This is a genomic window from Bacillus sp. 275 (assembly GCF_001999205.1).
GTDB lineage: Bacteria > Bacillota > Bacilli > Bacillales > Bacillaceae > Bacillus > Bacillus velezensis.
Window position 1 is genome coordinate 3,698,262 of sequence record NZ_CP019626.1, and the last position, 14,554, is coordinate 3,712,815.

Consider the following 14,554-nt stretch of genomic DNA (forward strand, 5'->3'; position numbering starts at 1 on the left):
CAAGGGGGAAAAAGGAATGTCCGACCGGGATATACACAAGGCATTGATGGCAGAGCCTCTAGTCAGGCAAATGGCGGAGGCGCGTGAAGTATTTTGGATCAATCCGCATAAAACCGATGATCCAGTAAAGCATGGTGCTGAATGGAAAAAGGAGATTGCCGAAGCGGAAGAAAGGCTGCGCCGGTTTGCGCCTTATATCGCGTCGGCTTTTCCGGAGACGGAAGCGGAGGGAGGCCTCATTGAATCTCCGCTTGTCTTGATTAATGAAATGAAGAAGCATCTGGAACACAGCGCCGCTCAGGCTTTCCCCGGGCGTCTGCTTTTGAAATGCGACGACGAACTTCCGATTTCCGGTTCCATTAAAGCGCGCGGCGGGATTTACGAAGTGCTGAAGCATGCCGAAGATCTCGCGGTAAAAGCGGGAATGCTCTCAGCAGACGACGATTACAGCATATTGACTGAAGAACGGTTTACCGCTTTTTTCTCAAAATACTCTATAGCCGTCGGCTCTACGGGCAATTTAGGTCTGAGTATCGGCATAATCGGCGCGAAGCTCGGCTTTTGTGTGACCGTTCATATGTCCAGTGACGCAAAGCAGTGGAAAAAGGAGCTGCTCCGGGAAAAGGGGGTTCGCGTCATCGAATATGAAGCAGACTACAGTCTGGCTGTCAAAGAGGGGCGCATGCAGGCGAAGCAGGACCCTTATTGTTATTTTATTGATGATGAGCATTCCCGGGATCTGTTTTTGGGGTATGCCGTTGCGGGAAGCCGTGTGAAAAAGCAGCTCGACCAAATGAACATAAAGCCTGATGCAGATGAACCGCTTTTCGTTTATTTGCCGTGCGGGGTCGGAGGAGGCCCGGGCGGCGTCGCGCTTGCGCTAAAGCTGATCTATGGCGAGCATGTCCATATTTTTTTCGGTGAGCCGACGCATTCACCGTGTATGCTGTTAGGACTGTTTTCCGGCTTGCATGACGGAATCAGCGTGCAGGATATCGGTCTTGATAATCAAACGGCCGCCGACGGACTCGCAGTGGGAAGGCCGTCCGGACTGGCCGGCCCTCTGATGGAGCCTATAATCAGCGGCTGTTATACCGCCGATGACGGCACGCTTTTTTCGCTGCTTTATCAATTAAGGGCGGCCGAGAATAAGAGCCTTGAACCCTCTGCACTCGCCGGACTGGCCGGAGCCGTCAAGGTCGTTCAGACCGAAGCCGGAAACCGTTATATAAAAGAGCGGGGGCTTGAGATGGAAAATGCCGTGCACCTTGTGTGGAGCACCGGCGGAAGCATGGTTCCGGAGGAGGAAATGGAAGAGTACAGCCGGATCGGTTCCTCATTTTTGAAAAAAATGGGCAGACAGTGAAGCGGTTTTCCGTTACAATCTTTGTAAGCGTTTGTTTTTTTATCGGAAAGCCATACAGAGAGATTGGTGTGAATTGTGAAAAGTAAAGAATTGAACTTACATACATTGTATACGCAGCACAGCCGCGAGTCGTGGGCCGGATTCGGCGGCCATCTTTCCATTGCCGTTTCAGAGGAAGAAGCCAAGGCCGTAGAGGGGCTGAATGACTACCTGTCGGTGGACGAAGTAGAAACGATTTACATTCCGCTTGTGCGCCTGCTCCATCTTCATGTCACGTCTGCCGCAAGACGGAATCAGCATGTCAATGTGTTTCTGAAGCATCCGCATTCAGCGAAAATTCCGTTTATCATCGGAATCGCGGGCAGCGTCGCCGTCGGCAAAAGCACGACGGCGAGAATTTTGCAAAAGCTTCTTTCCCGTCTGCCGGACAGGCCGAAGGTGAGCCTGGTGACAACCGACGGTTTCTTGTATCCGACGGCGGAATTAAAAAGGAAAAACCTTCTGTCCAGAAAGGGATTCCCGGAAAGCTACGACGTGAAAGCGCTGCTTGAGTTTCTGAACGATATAAAGTCGGGGAAAGAGAGAGTGGAGGCGCCCGTATATTCCCATCTTACGTATGACAGGGAAGAGGGCGCCGTCGAGGTTGTCGAAGGTGCGGATATCGTTATTATCGAAGGAATCAATGTCCTGCAGTCGCCGACCTTAGAGGACGACAGGGAAGATCCGCGGATTTTTGTATCGGATTTCTTTGATTTTTCGATCTATGTGGATGCCGAAGAAAGCCGGATTTTCACGTGGTATTTGGAGCGTTTCCGCCTCTTAAGAGAAACCGCTTTTCAGGATCCGGCTTCTTATTTTCATAAATTTAAGGATTTGTCTGATGCAGAAGCGGATACCATGGCCGCCTCCATTTGGGAGAGCGTCAACCGTCCGAATCTGTATGAAAATATCCTGCCGACAAAATTCAGATCGGATTTGATTTTGAGAAAAGGTGACGGCCATAAAGTTGAAGAGGTGCTGGTAAGGCGGGTGTGATGTGAGGAGGAAGCGAATATTATGATGCATCATATTGAGTTGTATGTATCTGACTTGAAAGCCTCCGCCCGGTTTTGGGGATGGTTTTTAGGTGAGCTCGGTTATAGGGAATTTCAAAATTGGGACTCCGGCATCAGCTGGAAAAACGCAGGATTTTATGTTGTGCTTGTACAGACAGAGGAGCGTTTTTTAACACCGGAGTACCACAGATGCCGGGTCGGGCTGAATCATCTGGCTTTTCATGCTGCATCAAGAGAGCAGGTTGACGAGATGACAGAAAAGCTGCTTGCCAGAGGATGCCCCGTGCTTTACAGGGACCGCCATCCATATGCAGGCGGAAGCACGCATTACGCCGTATACACGGAGGACCCGGATCGGATAAAAGTGGAGCTCGTTGCTCCTGCTTCTGAATGAACTATAACTTTTCGTTTTTTTCTTCGCGCAGCGCGTCGAGTTTCTTTTCGATTCTGTCCAATTGTATGCGGCGCTTGTTCAAGCTTCTGAATACGTATATCACGGCAAACAGGAAAAATGCGGCTGCAGTAAATGAAATCAATTGAAAAATGACATCACCGATGTTCATCTTTTTTACCTCCGTGTGCGGCGGGCTTCTTCAGCCCGCCGTTTTTTCATTTTGACCGATATGAAGACATGGGGGATGAATCATTTCTCTCCTAGCTTTGTTTTTTTCTGAGAATGAATAGTTTCTGCATGTGGCTTATGACCACTTTTGCGGCCGCATATCCCGGAATGGCCAGAAGCATCCCGGCAATTCCTGAGAATTTGCCGGCGGCAAGCAGAAGAAAAATAATGGTCAGCGGGTGAATGTCCAGCTTCCGTCCCATAATTTGCGGGGAAATCAGCTGGCTTTCAAGCTGCTGGACAATGACGACGACCGTAATCACCAGCACCGCCTCGGTCGGTGAATCGAACAATCCGACAATGACTCCGGGAAATGTGCCGATCCAAGGCCCGATAAACGGAATCAGGTTTGTCACCATGGCGAACGCGCCCAGAACGAGCGGATAATCGAGCCCGATTATAAAATAGCCGATCGTGACGAGAACGCCGACACAGAAACTGACGAGCAGCTGTCCTTGTATGTATGAACTGAGAGCTTCATCCATATCCCGAAGGATTTGTTTTCCTTCTTTTTGATGTTTTTCCGGAAGAAGCCGCAGCAGTCGCCGAGGGGCTTTGTTTCCTTCTTTTAACATGTAATACAGCGCAAACGGAATAATAGCTGCGGTGATGGCGGCATTGGCAGCCGTACCGGCCAGGCTGCTGAGAGAATCAGCGATTGAACCGGAATAATTTGCGGCTTTGTCTGCTAATTTTTTAAAGGAATCCCCATGCTGAAGCCGGGAAAACCATTTGCTGTCCTGGAGATGCCCGATCCAATTTTCAGCTTTTGCGGAAAGCTCCGGAATATGATCTGTGAAGGCTGTAAACTGTTTTTGAACGGCAGGGCCCGCCGTATAAAGGAAGAGGACAAAAAGGCCGGCTGTTCCCGCATAAATCGCTAAAATCGCGATTCCTTCGGGCAGCTTTAATTTCGCATGCAGCACTCTGACGAGCGGGCGGCACAAATAGTAAAGGACGCCCGATAATACAATGGGCGGAAACAAGGTTTTAACCGTAATCACAACAGGCTGGAACAAAAAGTCTATTAATGTTCCGAGATAAATGATGAGAAATAACAGAAGAACGGCATAGCCGATCCTGAAATAAGGCCCGACAGGCATATCCTGCACCACGCAATCTTTAAAGGTTTACTCTCGGACATTTCCCTTATCGCCGGGTGCATAAACGTCCGTGTCAGGAAAACTGCCCTTGATTGGTGACGTAATCGTAGATAATATCTTCTACATGGGCATGGAGATCCTCATCGGGTTCTTCATTCCTTCTTTCTTCTAAAGCTTTTTTTAAACTCTGTTTTTCATAGGGGCTCAGCGGATCTGTCGACACATTCCGTCCATACTGGCGGAGGGCTTGTCCCAGCATTTTTTCTATAAATTGATCCATCATATATTCTCCTATTCTTGTCATTCATCTTTATTCTACTAAATATCATGTGATCCTCCCACTCTTCTATCATATTTTCTGTCAGGACGATTTAGGCTTTTATTCCAGTTCAGCCGAGAGAATACGATGAAACGGCAGCGTTAACGCATCTTCATCGTTTATGATTTTTAAACGCTTTTCGTCATGCCTCACTTGTTTTACCCAGCCCCAAAAGCGGCGGGGGCCGTGTGCGGAAGCGTAGGTGACCGAAATGGCCCTGTCTTCTTCAATCGACGCCGCAATGATGCGGTTCATGTCGTTCAGTTGCTCTTCGCTCAGTTCCGGAGGCCGGAATTCCCGTTCTTTTCGTTTTTTCGCAAGCAGCTGCTCCCGATGTTCGGGCAGCATCATCCGGCTTGATTCCCACATGACATTATACCCGGGTGTTAATTTGTTCGGATTCATGTATATCACCTCAAATTATTTGTAATGCCCGCCGATTTTTTCAGCCCGGTGAAAGGCTTGGCCGGCCTCTGTCAGTGAAGCGGCATGGAGGAGCGACGCAGGGCCGTACCGCTCATGAATATCATCCAATACTTTGCCGAGACTGATCTTTTTTTCCTGGGCATCGAACAGGCTCAGCTGAACATAATCACAAGGCTCCAGCTGGGAAAGGGAGACGCCGGCGCTGCGGACGGGCTCACCGTTCCAATGCTCTTTGAAGAGCTTGACCGCCGTTTTAAAAATATCCATTCCGAAATTAGTCGGTGACACCAGCTTTCTCTGTCTGTGAAAACCTGAAGGGAATTCAAAATCAGCGCCTCTGATGCTGACCGAAACCGTATGGCCGATGTATTGTTTGAAACGGGCGCGGCGGGCCACTTCTTCGCTTAACTCCAGCAGCACGACTTTGATATCCTCAAAGCGGCTGTAGTCTCTCGGGAGGGTCATGTTATGGCCGATCGCTTTTTGCCGGCTGTGCGTGTTGACGGTGACCGGAGAGGGATCGATGCCGCGGGCTGTCCGCTGAAGCAATTCGCCGTTAATGCCCCAGCGTTTTTTCAGCAATTCGGCGGGGTGTCCGGCAAGCCCGCCGATTGTGCTGATGCCCATCCGTCTTAAATGATGCTCCATCCGTTTTCCGATGCCGAATAATTTTCCGACCGGCAGCGGCCACAGATCCTGCCTGATATTTGACATATCCAATCTGTGGATGCCGGATGCGTTTTTTTTGGCAAAATGGTCGCAAGCCATTTTCGCGAGCGCCTTATTCGGCCCGATGCCGACACGGGCATAAATGCCGAATTCACGCATAATCGCTTGCTGAATGCTTTTGGCAATTGTAAAAGGATCACCGAACAGCCGCCTGCTTCCGGTCACGTCGAGAAACTGCTCATCGATGGAGTAGGGTTCTACAAGATCGGTATACCGTTCAAACAGTTCGGTAATCATGACGGATACATCAATATACCGCTGCATCCGCGGACGGACAATAACGGCATCGGGACATTTGGCCTGCGCTTCCCACAGCCGTTCGGCATTTTTTACGCCGTATCGTTTGGCGAGCGGACAAGCCGCAAGCACGACGCCGCTGCGTCTTTCGGGATCTCCCGAGACAATCACGGGCCGGCTTTTGAGATGAGGCGCTTCCGCTTTTTCCACAGACGCATAAAACGATTGCATATCTACAAGAAGAATATCAGCCATAAAAAAACCTCCGGGAACGTTTGTTCTGTTTTTCATTGTACCCGAACAATGACCACGTTTATACTGGTAAATCATTCCCCGGCTGGAAGACGTGCTGATTTGTTTGCTTGAAAAGAAATCATTTACAATTGCAAACAACCCACATATAATTTTTTATATTCCAATGAGAAGAGCTGACATTCATTTTGCCGGACGAAAAGGAGAGTCAATCGATAATGGATATTCGAACAATTACCTCTGAAGACTATGAAATGGTTACGTCTGTTTTGAATGAATGGTGGGGCGGCAGGCAGATGAAAGACAAACTGCCGCGCTTGTTTTTTGAACATTTTCAGGACACAAGCTTTATCACGTACGGGCCGGAGGGAATGACCGGTTTTTTAATCGGTTTTCAGTCGCAATCAGACCCTGAGACAGCCTACATTCATTTTTCCGGTGTGCATCCGGATTTCAGAAAAATGCAAATTGGAAAACAGCTCTACGACCGATTTATGGAGACGGTGAAGAAAAGGGGCTGCACAAAAGTCAATTGCGTGACGGCGCCTGTCAATAAAGTATCAATCGCTTATCATACAAAATTAGGCTTTGAAGCTGAAAAAGGAACCAAAACCGTAAACGGAATCCCTGTTTTTGCGAATTATGACGGTCCGGGAGAAGACCGGATTCTGTTTGTGAAATATATGTAGAGGGGGATGAATATGGGTTTTTTAGCTGACACGCCCAAACCGCCCTATTATGCGGTCATTTTTTCATCAATAAAGGGAAAATATGATGAGGAATATGAACATACGGCAGAGCGCATGATGAATTTGGCAGGCGGACAGCCGGGCTTTTTAGGCGCGGAAAGCGTTCGGGAGGAAAACGGCTGCGGCATCACGGTTTCCTACTGGGACAGCCTGGAAGCGATTAAAAGGTGGAAAGACCATACGGACCACCAGGCGGCAAAACAAAAAGGAAAAAGCGCCTGGTATGAAGCGTACGCGGTCCGCATTACGAAGACGGAGTCACAGCGGATGTTTGCGTCAAAAGGGGCGGAAGATTGATTACATTTTTACAGCATACACAAGAACAGACCGCGCGGGAAATTGCGGCGGTTCAGCGCTGCTCTTATCAAAAAGAAGCAGAGCTGATCGGCTTTTTCGGCATCCCCGCCTTGCATGAAACACCCGATGATATACAGCGGTCACGGGAGACGTTTGCCGGTTTCAAGGAAAAAGATCAGCTTGCAGGCGTCATTTCGTATGAAAAAAAGGGATATGACCTTGTCATATGCAGGCTGACGGTGCACCCGTCCGGCTTTCGAAAAGGAATCGGACGGGCGCTTATTCAATTTGTGATAGACGAGAACCGGGACGCCCAAAAAATAGAGGCGGCTACCGCCAGCCAAAACGTTCCGGCAGTCTCTCTCTATTTAAAAACCGGGTTCACAGAAGCCGGACAGATAGAGACGCCGGAAGGGCTGGCCCTCTCATTTTTTCATCTTTATCCGAAGAGGAAAGCGGAAGTTGTTCCGTACAAGCCGGAATGGAAAGGAATGTTTGAAAGAGAGAAGGCGGACTTGATCCGAATCTTCGGCCCAGCACTTCATTCTGTCAGCCACATCGGCAGCACCTCTATCCCGGGGATGACCGCCAAACCCGTCATCGATATACTGGCGGAGGTTAAAGATATTTCGGACGCTGACCGATTCAGTCCGCAGCTGGAAGCACTCGGCTATGAGGCGAAAGGGGAAAACGGGATAGAGGGCCGGCGTTTCTTTCAAAAAGGCGGCAGCAAGCGCACACACCACGTTCACATATACGAAACAGGCCATCCGGACGTGAAGCGTCATCTGCTGTTCCGGGATTACCTCACCGCAAAGCCTGAAAAAGCGGCTCAATACATGGAACTGAAACGGCACCTCGCTAAGACGTACCCATACGATATGGGAAAATATAGTGAAGGAAAAAATGATTGGATCAAGGCGGCTGAACAAGAGGCAAAGGTCTGGGAGAGCGGGCTGCTGTAAAGAAAGCAGAAACAATGCATACAGCGGCTCGGTATGCTACAATGGCGAAAATGAAAAACGGAGGATCATCTATGCAAATACATGTGACGGATGCGGCGAAACACACACTTCAGCAGGCAATGGACGCCAACCCGGGGAAAAAAGCGCAGCTCCGCTATGACGCAGAAGGCTGCGGGTGCGCGGTGAGCGGCGTGCCGACCATCTGGCTGGCGGACGAATTAACGGGACAATGCGAAGCCATTGAAACCAACGGACTTCCGCTTTACATCCAGACCTCACAAAAAGTGTTTTTTGACGAGGAAATGACAATCGATTACAATGAAAAGGCAAAAACGCTCGTCTTAAAAAGCCCGGCAGAGATGCTGAGCCCGAGAATGAGCATATTAGTAAAGCAGGGAGAAACGGAAAGTGAATCAAAAGCTGAAAGCCATTAAACAGACGGCACAGCATAAAACGTGGGTATCCTTTCTGAACAACAACCACCCGTACAGTCTGCTGCACTGGTCCATCGGAGGCGCTGAATCCGTTCAGAAGGATGTCTGGCTGCTTCAGGATGAGATGACCTTCAAAGCGCAGGAGTTTACGACAATCGACCTCGCCATTGACTGGATCGGAGAAAATATGGACGGGATTACCGACGTTTTATGACGTGAAAGCGAAAGAACCAGCATACGTTCTTTCGCTTTTTTACGTTTGCGTCATGGTATCTAAAAAGGTTTGAACGGCTTTACGGTAGCTCTCCGGATTTTTGGTGTACGACATGGCATGCCCGCCCGATTCGGCCAGATAGAGCATCTTAGGGCCGCGTTTTCTGCGGTGCAGCAATTCGGAACAAGCGGAGGGTATATAATCATCTTCCTTACTGTGAATAAACAGCACGGGCTGCCGGATTCGGCTGATAACCGATAAAGGCGATACATCACGGATACGGTATCCTTCTCTCATCCGCAAAAAGAAATCAGCCAAAGGCAGAAGCGGCCACGGAGGCGGCCGGAACTCCCGTTTCAGCCTGTAGGCGAGCTGATCGCGAAAGCTTGCGAACGGACAGTCCGCAATATAAAAATCAGCGCCGTTTTCATCCTGATGCCCGCCCGCGTATAATAAGGCCGTCACCGCTCCCATCGATTCCCCGTGGATGCCGATTTGACCGCCGTCTCCGGTTTTGTGTCTCACCCAATTCACGGCTTCTTCCAAATCATCTTTTTCAAAATAGCCGTAGCTCGTCGTTCTGCCGCCGCTTTTTCCGTGCCCGCGGTGGTCATATACGAGCACATTCCATCCTAAATCTAAAAATAAATCCATGTATTTCAATGAATTGAACGAATTTACGGTAACGCCGTGACAAATAATCATGGTGTTTGCCGTATGATGCGGGGCGACGTAAAAGCCTTTGATCGCATACCCGTGGCGTGACAGGATGACAGCCTCTTCTTTTTCCATGGCCTGAAAGGAATCAAATCTATCATGCCCGTCCGCCGTTTCTTTTTTCATGATATCTTCATCCGTCTTTTTCTTCATAAACATAATCAGATTCGTAAAAGCGAATCGGCAGCCAAAAAGACTGCGCAAGCCGAACCGAACACCGCCAGCCGTTTTTTCACACAGGCACCCTCCTTTCATATGAAAAATCCTTCCTCCGGCTTTTCAGGACCGTGAACGTTGCCGGCCTCCGGCGCTCCGTGGTACACTTGCTTCACCATATTCAGATACGGGGGGCGTAATGATGAAAAAGCAGCTGCCTAAAGAAAAACACAGCTTAAAAGACGATCTGGAGGAAGATCTGAAGGCCAGGCTTTTGCAAATGAAAAGTGAGCTGAAGGAAGAAGACGAGAAAAAACAGGCGCAGCAAAAGGCGGAACAAATCAGAAAACGAAAAGAAAAAGAAAAACATAAAAGCTTTGAAGAGCTGCTGAATGAAAGCAGTCTCGATTGGCACAAATATAAATAAACCGGCATCTGAAAAGGTGCCGGTTTTATGATTTAAGAACGATGGGCTTCGTATACGTCCCGTTTTGTATGGTATTGCAGGGCTTTGATTTCCTGGCTGCTTAAACGCCGGGCCTCTGCAGCCGAACAGTTTTCTCTCAGCTGCTCAAGTGAGCTGGCTCCGGTGATGACAGAAGCGACGGCCTGCTGTGACAGTAAGTATTGAAGAGAAAGCTCCGTCATGCTCAAGTCAGGTGCGGCAGCGCTGATCGCTTTTTTGGTTTCTGCCAGTTCTGCAAAAGAATATGTTAAATAGCCGTTCTCTTTTACGCTTGCGGCCGCTTGATCAAGCGGTTTTTCCGTAAGAAGCCCTTTAGCGACAGGCCCTCTTGCGACTACGCTGATTCCGTTCTCCTCTAAAAGGGGAAGCCACTCCTCGGGACGCCGGTCCAGCAGGCTGTATTGCATCATAATGCTGGTGATATTTGATTTTTTCACATATTCTTTAATAACATTCGGACGAATCGAGGAAATGCCGTAATACCGGATGACACCTTCCTGTTTTAAGTCCTCAAATGCTTCGATCGTTTCGTCAATATGATCTTCCATCGTGCCGCCATGCAGCTGATAAAGGTCGATATAGTCCGTTTTCAGCCGGCGCAGGCTGTTTTTAACCGCTTCTTTTATGTATCCTTTGGAAGCGTCCCAATGCCAGCCGTCTTTATCATCATTCCAGCGGTTTCCGGCTTTCGTGGCTAAAATGATGTCGTGTCTGCGGTTTTTGACGGCCTCCCCGACAATTTCCTCATTTCTGCCGAAATCATAAAGATCAGCGGTATCTAAATAATTGATTCCAAGCTCGATCGCTTCATCCAAAATAGACAGCGCTTTAACTTTATCCGTGCCCAGCGACATACAGCCGAGCCCGATTTCGCTTATTTCTAAATCAGAATGTCCCAGTGTGCGTTTTCTCATCGTTTCGCTCCTTTTTATAGTCTTTTATTGACCGTAATATAAAGGCGCGAAGTTTTCAACTGTTAAGGCCCGGTGATCCAATCTCCGACATAGCGGAATGTCCGTCCGTATTCTTTCAGTTTAGCCCGCACTTCCCACGCCTTTCCGACCAATACGATACTTTTATCCTTCCGGTACACCTTCAATCGAAAAGCACCTCCCTCTCATGCATGTATGATAAAATATATGAGGCATAATAGAGAGACAGAACGGGAGATGACATGATGAGACATTTAGAAGAAAAAACACTTGCGAAAAAAAAGCTGTATGACGGGAAAGTCATAGATCTTTACTTAGAGGATGTAGAGCTCCCGAACGGAAAAACAAGCAAGCGGGAAATCGTCAAACATCCGGGAGCGGTGGCCGTACTTGCGGTGACCGAGGAAGGAAAAATCATTTTGGTGAACCAGTTCAGAAAGCCGCTGGAACGGACAATCGTTGAAATTCCGGCCGGGAAGCTTGAAAAGGGGGAAGAGCCGGAACATACGGCGTTAAGAGAGCTCGAGGAAGAAACGGGATATACGGCGGAAACCTTGACGAAAATCACCGCTTTTTATACATCACCCGGGTTTGCTGATGAAATCGTGCATCTCTTTCTTGCGGAAGGGCTTTCGCCGCTGGAAGAAAAACGAGAGCTGGATGAGGATGAATTTGTCGAAGTCATGCAGGTCACGCTTGAAGAGGCCGTGAAGCTGATTGAATCCCGCAGGGTGTATGACGCAAAAACGGCGTACGCGATTCAGTATCTCCAGCTGAAAGAAGCGCTGAAGGAAAAATGATGAAAACCATCTATGCGGATCTGCATATTCATATCGGCCGCACCTATACGGGAAAACCGGTCAAAATCACCGGGGCCAAAACGTTGACGCTGCACCGGATTTTAGAAGAAGCCAGTGAGGGGAAGGGAATTGAACTATTGGGCATCATCGACTGCCATTCCCCGGAAGTCATAGAAGAAATCGAGCGCGGAATTGATGAAGGCAGATACCGTGAGCTGAAAGAAGGCGGCATCCGGTATCGGAATACGACGCTTCTGTTGGGCAGTGAGCTTGAAATCTATGATCACACATGCCGCGGGCCGATTCACGTTCTCGTCTTTATGCCGGCTCTTGCCGAAATGAAGATGTTTTCTGAGTGGCTCGCAAAAAGGCTTAAAAATATCCATCTCAGTTCCCAGCGCATTTATGAAACCGGTTTGAATCTACAAAGGAAAACAAAGGAATTGGGCGGGCTGTTTATTCCCGCCCATATGTTCACCCCGCATAAAAGCCTGTACGGAAAAGGGGTCATATCTTCTTTGAGAGAAGTTTTCGACCCGTCGCTCATTGACGCGGCGGAACTCGGGTTAAGCTGTGACACCGACATGGCTTCGCGGGTAACAGAACTTGATCCGTATACATTTTTAACAAATTCTGATGCGCATTCCTTAGGAAAAATCGGCAGAGAATATAATGAAATGCTTCTTAAAGAAGCGAATTTCACGGAATTTTCGCTGGCTTTAAAAGGGAAGGACGGAAGAAAAATCACGGCGAATTACGGGCTGAACCCGAAGCTCGGGAAGTATTACCGGACGGCTTGCGACCGCTGCGGCAGCCCGGTTGAAAAAGGAGCTTCCGCATGTCCGGAGTGCGGGGGGAAAACAATGACAAAAGGGGTCAGTGAACGGCTGGAGGAACTGAGCGGACCGAAAAAAAGCCGCATGCCGCGGCCGCCGTATATTCATCAAATCCCGCTGCAGTTCATTCCCGGGGTCGGGCCGAAAACGTTAGAAAAACTGAAGCGGGCCTTCGGGACGGAGATGGCGATTCTTCATCAGGCGCAAGAAGAGGAGCTGGCGCGTGTCGTCCAGCCTAAAATAGCGGCTGTCATTCATAAAGCGCGCACCGGGCAGCTCGTCCTTGAGGCCGGGGGCGGAGGGACGTACGGCAGAATCAAGCCGTAAAAGCCGGTTTTTAACGGAGCTCCTCCTGCACCTTCTTTTTCGTGCGGACAAACGCAATCAATTCGATGATTTCATCCTGATTCAGCGGCTGTCCGTCAACGGTCAGTGTGCCGCGGCCTTGTGCGGCGTTTGTTAATTCGATGGTCTGGGCAAACGGCTCCGCCTTTTTTTCAGTGCGCCCGAGTAAATCGTCGCACGTCGTGTCAAACAGATCGGCAAGCGTGCCTAGCGCCTCGAATGACGGACGCCGGTATCCTGATTCATACCCGGCGTACGTGCTTTTGGCGATGCCGAGACGGTCAGCCGTATATTGAAGAGACCAATTTTTCTTTTTTCTCAGTTCAGTTAAACGATCTAAATTCATATTCAAAACCGCTCCTTTTCACTTGAGCAAATTATATCATATCGATATGCAAAAGTGTACGCGAATTGAATAATAATCACTTGATTAATTTCATTCGTCTGTCTATAATTTGATTAAAAGTATGCGAAAAGCGAATGCTTAACACATCTTGAGAAATGGATGAAGAGGTGCAGGGTATGAAAAAATTATTGCTGTTAACAACCGGAGGAACAATCGCCTCAGTCGAAGGAGAAAACGGGCTTGCACCCGGGGTGAAAGCAGACGAATTGTTAACCTACGTATCAAAACTTGATAACGATTACACGATGGAAACCCATTCGTTAATGAACATCGACAGCACAAATATGCAGCCTGAATATTGGGCCGAAATCGCAAATGCTGTCAAAGAAAAATATGACGCATATGACGGGTTCGTCATTACGCACGGGACAGACACAATGGCTTATACATCAGCGGCACTGTCTTATATGCTTCAGCATGCTGATAAACCGATCGTCATTACGGGTTCGCAAATCCCGATTACATTTCAAAAAACCGATGCCAAAAAAAATATCACGGACGCGATCCGCTTCGCATGTGAAGGGGTGGGCGGCGTATACGTCGTATTTGACGGCAGAGTCATTCAAGGCACACGCGCCATTAAATTAAGAACGAAAAGCTATGATGCATTTGAGAGCATTAACTATCCGTATATCGCGTTTATTACCGAAAACGGAATTGAATACAACAAACAAGTGCACATCCCAAAAGACGATGCTTTTACGGTCAATACTTCACTTTGCACGGACGTGTGCCTGCTCAAGCTCCACCCGGGGCTGAAACCGGAAATGTTTGACGCATTAAAGGGCATGTACAAAGGAATCGTCATTGAAAGCTACGGCAGCGGCGGTGTGCCGTTTGAAGGAAGAGACATTCTCGCCAAAGTCAATGAAATGATTGAAAGCGGCATTGTCGTCGTCATTACGACACAATGTCTTGAAGAAGGAGAGGACATGAGCGTCTATGAAGTCGGCCGAAGAGTCAATCAAGATCTCATTATCCGCTCCAGAAATATGAACACGGAAGCCATCGTGCCGAAATTAATGTGGGCGCTCGGCCAGTCTCACAACTTGGCTGAAGTCAAAAACATTATGGAGACACCGATCGCAGACGACGTTGTACTGTAAAAACATGACTACCACAAAGAGA

19 protein-coding genes and 2 pseudogenes are annotated in these 14,554 nt (G+C 48.7%); 12 read left to right on the top strand and 9 right to left on the bottom strand.

Annotated elements, in window-relative coordinates; translation table 11 throughout:
- The first annotated feature begins 16 nt into the window (after window positions 1–16).
- From dsdA to BZ167_RS18085, 3 genes are all read left to right on the top strand, one after another.
- Window positions 17–1,366, top strand: coding sequence for a D-serine ammonia-lyase (gene dsdA, locus BZ167_RS18075; protein WP_039254614.1), 1,350 nt, complete (start codon window positions 17–19; stop codon window positions 1,364–1,366).
- 75 nt (window positions 1,367–1,441) lie between these two features.
- Window positions 1,442–2,401 (top strand): type I pantothenate kinase, encoded by a 960-nt coding sequence (gene coaA / locus BZ167_RS18080; protein ID WP_015417761.1) that lies wholly within the window; start codon window positions 1,442–1,444, stop codon window positions 2,399–2,401.
- A 24-nt stretch (window positions 2,402–2,425) separates the two neighbouring features.
- Window positions 2,426–2,815 carry a VOC family protein gene (locus tag BZ167_RS18085; protein ID WP_029973629.1) on the top strand — a complete coding sequence of 130 codons (390 nt, stop codon included), beginning with the start codon at window positions 2,426–2,428 and terminating at the stop codon, window positions 2,813–2,815.
- A gap of 1 nt (window position 2,816) precedes the next feature.
- Here BZ167_RS18085 and BZ167_RS20210 read toward each other — a convergent pair whose 3' ends face one another.
- From BZ167_RS20210 to BZ167_RS18105, 5 genes are all read right to left on the bottom strand, one after another.
- Window positions 2,817–2,984 (bottom strand): DUF4083 domain-containing protein, encoded by a 168-nt coding sequence (locus tag BZ167_RS20210; protein ID WP_094032266.1) that lies wholly within the window; start codon window positions 2,982–2,984, stop codon window positions 2,817–2,819.
- A 91-nt stretch (window positions 2,985–3,075) separates the two neighbouring features.
- Window positions 3,076–4,146: an AI-2E family transporter gene (locus BZ167_RS18090; RefSeq protein WP_039063280.1), complete on the bottom strand. Its 1,071-nt coding sequence runs from the start codon at window positions 4,144–4,146 to the stop codon at window positions 3,076–3,078.
- 73 nt (window positions 4,147–4,219) lie between these two features.
- Window positions 4,220–4,426: a YqzH family protein gene (locus BZ167_RS18095; protein WP_003153294.1), complete on the bottom strand. Its 207-nt coding sequence runs from the start codon at window positions 4,424–4,426 to the stop codon at window positions 4,220–4,222.
- Between the two features lie 99 nt (window positions 4,427–4,525).
- Complete coding sequence (locus BZ167_RS18100) at window positions 4,526–4,870, bottom strand: YolD-like family protein (protein ID WP_007409390.1); 345 nt, start codon at window positions 4,868–4,870, stop codon at window positions 4,526–4,528.
- Window positions 4,871–4,885: 15 nt separating this feature from the next.
- On the bottom strand, window positions 4,886–6,112 hold the full coding sequence (locus BZ167_RS18105; protein WP_015417758.1) for a DNA polymerase IV: 1,227 nt from the start codon (window positions 6,110–6,112) through the stop codon (window positions 4,886–4,888).
- Between the two features lie 215 nt (window positions 6,113–6,327).
- Between BZ167_RS18105 and BZ167_RS18110 the strand changes: the two genes are divergently transcribed.
- The 5 genes and pseudogenes from BZ167_RS18110 to BZ167_RS18130 all read left to right on the top strand — a co-directional run bounded on the left by BZ167_RS18110 (window position 6,328) and on the right by BZ167_RS18130 (window position 8,768).
- Entirely contained in the window at window positions 6,328–6,798 is a 471-nt protein-coding gene (locus tag BZ167_RS18110) for a GNAT family N-acetyltransferase (protein ID WP_012117908.1), read from the top strand.
- Between the two features lie 12 nt (window positions 6,799–6,810).
- Entirely contained in the window at window positions 6,811–7,155 is a 345-nt protein-coding gene (locus BZ167_RS18115; RefSeq protein ID WP_007409393.1) for an antibiotic biosynthesis monooxygenase family protein, read from the top strand.
- Window positions 7,152–8,117 (top strand): annotated as a pseudogene (locus tag BZ167_RS18120) (GNAT family N-acetyltransferase); the annotation flags it as partial. The gene BZ167_RS18115 and the pseudogene BZ167_RS18120, both read left to right, overlap by 4 nt.
- Before the next feature lie 74 nt (window positions 8,118–8,191).
- Window positions 8,192–8,554 (top strand): iron-sulfur cluster biosynthesis family protein, encoded by a 363-nt coding sequence (locus BZ167_RS18125; RefSeq protein ID WP_014305346.1) that lies wholly within the window; start codon window positions 8,192–8,194, stop codon window positions 8,552–8,554.
- A complete protein-coding gene (locus BZ167_RS18130; protein WP_003153307.1) occupies window positions 8,529–8,768 on the top strand; it encodes a DUF2552 family protein in 240 nt (79 codons plus the stop codon). Before BZ167_RS18125 ends, BZ167_RS18130 begins: the two co-directional genes overlap by 26 nt.
- Before the next feature lie 39 nt (window positions 8,769–8,807).
- Here the strand turns inward: BZ167_RS18130 and BZ167_RS18135 are convergent.
- Window positions 8,808–9,721 (bottom strand): annotated as a pseudogene (locus tag BZ167_RS18135) (alpha/beta hydrolase).
- Window positions 9,722–9,843: 122 nt separating this feature from the next.
- Here BZ167_RS18135 and BZ167_RS18140 point away from each other — a divergent pair.
- On the top strand, window positions 9,844–10,068 hold the full coding sequence (locus tag BZ167_RS18140; RefSeq protein WP_007409396.1) for a YqkE family protein: 225 nt from the start codon (window positions 9,844–9,846) through the stop codon (window positions 10,066–10,068).
- A 32-nt stretch (window positions 10,069–10,100) separates the two neighbouring features.
- Here BZ167_RS18140 and BZ167_RS18145 read toward each other — a convergent pair whose 3' ends face one another.
- Both BZ167_RS18145 and mciZ read right to left on the bottom strand, forming a co-directional pair.
- Complete coding sequence (locus BZ167_RS18145) at window positions 10,101–11,021, bottom strand: aldo/keto reductase (protein ID WP_015417754.1); 921 nt, start codon at window positions 11,019–11,021, stop codon at window positions 10,101–10,103.
- 62 nt (window positions 11,022–11,083) lie between these two features.
- Window positions 11,084–11,206: a Z-ring formation inhibitor MciZ gene (gene mciZ, locus BZ167_RS18150; protein WP_003153315.1), complete on the bottom strand. Its 123-nt coding sequence runs from the start codon at window positions 11,204–11,206 to the stop codon at window positions 11,084–11,086.
- Between the two features lie 78 nt (window positions 11,207–11,284).
- Here mciZ and BZ167_RS18155 point away from each other — a divergent pair, with 78 nt between their 5' ends.
- Together BZ167_RS18155 and BZ167_RS18160 are read left to right on the top strand one after the other, a co-directional pair.
- A complete protein-coding gene (locus BZ167_RS18155) occupies window positions 11,285–11,839 on the top strand; it encodes an NUDIX hydrolase (protein ID WP_031378964.1) in 555 nt (184 codons plus the stop codon).
- Window positions 11,839–13,002, top strand: coding sequence for a TIGR00375 family protein (locus BZ167_RS18160; protein ID WP_064115487.1), 1,164 nt, complete (start codon window positions 11,839–11,841; stop codon window positions 13,000–13,002). Before BZ167_RS18155 ends, BZ167_RS18160 begins: the two co-directional genes overlap by 1 nt.
- A gap of 10 nt (window positions 13,003–13,012) precedes the next feature.
- On the opposite strand, the gene BZ167_RS18165 is transcribed toward BZ167_RS18160, so the two are convergent.
- A complete protein-coding gene (locus BZ167_RS18165) occupies window positions 13,013–13,366 on the bottom strand; it encodes a helix-turn-helix domain-containing protein (RefSeq protein WP_007409399.1) in 354 nt (117 codons plus the stop codon).
- 176 nt (window positions 13,367–13,542) lie between these two features.
- On the opposite strand from BZ167_RS18165, the gene BZ167_RS18170 reads away from it, so the two are divergent.
- The gene (locus BZ167_RS18170; RefSeq protein ID WP_022553011.1) at window positions 13,543–14,532 is read left to right on the top strand and encodes a type I asparaginase; all 990 of its coding nucleotides are present in this window, start codon (window positions 13,543–13,545) and stop codon (window positions 14,530–14,532) included.
- Window positions 14,533–14,554 lie beyond the last annotated feature (22 nt).

Bases quoted from the DNA above. Each gene is read 5' to 3' on its own strand.
- dsdA (WP_039254614.1), top strand. From the start codon at position 17: ATGTCCGACCGGGATATACACAAGGCATTGATGGCAGAGCCTCTAGTC.
- BZ167_RS18085 (WP_029973629.1), top strand. From the start codon at position 2,426: ATGCATCATATTGAGTTGTATGTATCTGACTTGAAAGCCTCCGCCCGG.
- BZ167_RS20210 (WP_094032266.1), bottom strand. From the start codon at position 2,984: ATGAACATCGGTGATGTCATTTTTCAATTGATTTCATTTACTGCAGCC.
- BZ167_RS18090 (WP_039063280.1), bottom strand. From the start codon at position 4,146: ATGCCTGTCGGGCCTTATTTCAGGATCGGCTATGCCGTTCTTCTGTTA.
- BZ167_RS18095 (WP_003153294.1), bottom strand. From the start codon at position 4,426: ATGGATCAATTTATAGAAAAAATGCTGGGACAAGCCCTCCGCCAGTAT.
- BZ167_RS18100 (WP_007409390.1), bottom strand. From the start codon at position 4,870: ATGAATCCGAACAAATTAACACCCGGGTATAATGTCATGTGGGAATCA.
- BZ167_RS18105 (WP_015417758.1), bottom strand. From the start codon at position 6,112: ATGGCTGATATTCTTCTTGTAGATATGCAATCGTTTTATGCGTCTGTG.
- BZ167_RS18110 (WP_012117908.1), top strand. From the start codon at position 6,328: ATGGATATTCGAACAATTACCTCTGAAGACTATGAAATGGTTACGTCT.
- BZ167_RS18115 (WP_007409393.1), top strand. From the start codon at position 6,811: ATGGGTTTTTTAGCTGACACGCCCAAACCGCCCTATTATGCGGTCATT.
- BZ167_RS18125 (WP_014305346.1), top strand. From the start codon at position 8,192: ATGCAAATACATGTGACGGATGCGGCGAAACACACACTTCAGCAGGCA.
- BZ167_RS18140 (WP_007409396.1), top strand. From the start codon at position 9,844: ATGAAAAAGCAGCTGCCTAAAGAAAAACACAGCTTAAAAGACGATCTG.
- BZ167_RS18145 (WP_015417754.1), bottom strand. From the start codon at position 11,021: ATGAGAAAACGCACACTGGGACATTCTGATTTAGAAATAAGCGAAATC.
- BZ167_RS18155 (WP_031378964.1), top strand. From the start codon at position 11,285: ATGAGACATTTAGAAGAAAAAACACTTGCGAAAAAAAAGCTGTATGAC.
- BZ167_RS18160 (WP_064115487.1), top strand. From the start codon at position 11,839: ATGAAAACCATCTATGCGGATCTGCATATTCATATCGGCCGCACCTAT.
- BZ167_RS18165 (WP_007409399.1), bottom strand. From the start codon at position 13,366: ATGAATTTAGATCGTTTAACTGAACTGAGAAAAAAGAAAAATTGGTCT.
- BZ167_RS18170 (WP_022553011.1), top strand. From the start codon at position 13,543: ATGAAAAAATTATTGCTGTTAACAACCGGAGGAACAATCGCCTCAGTC.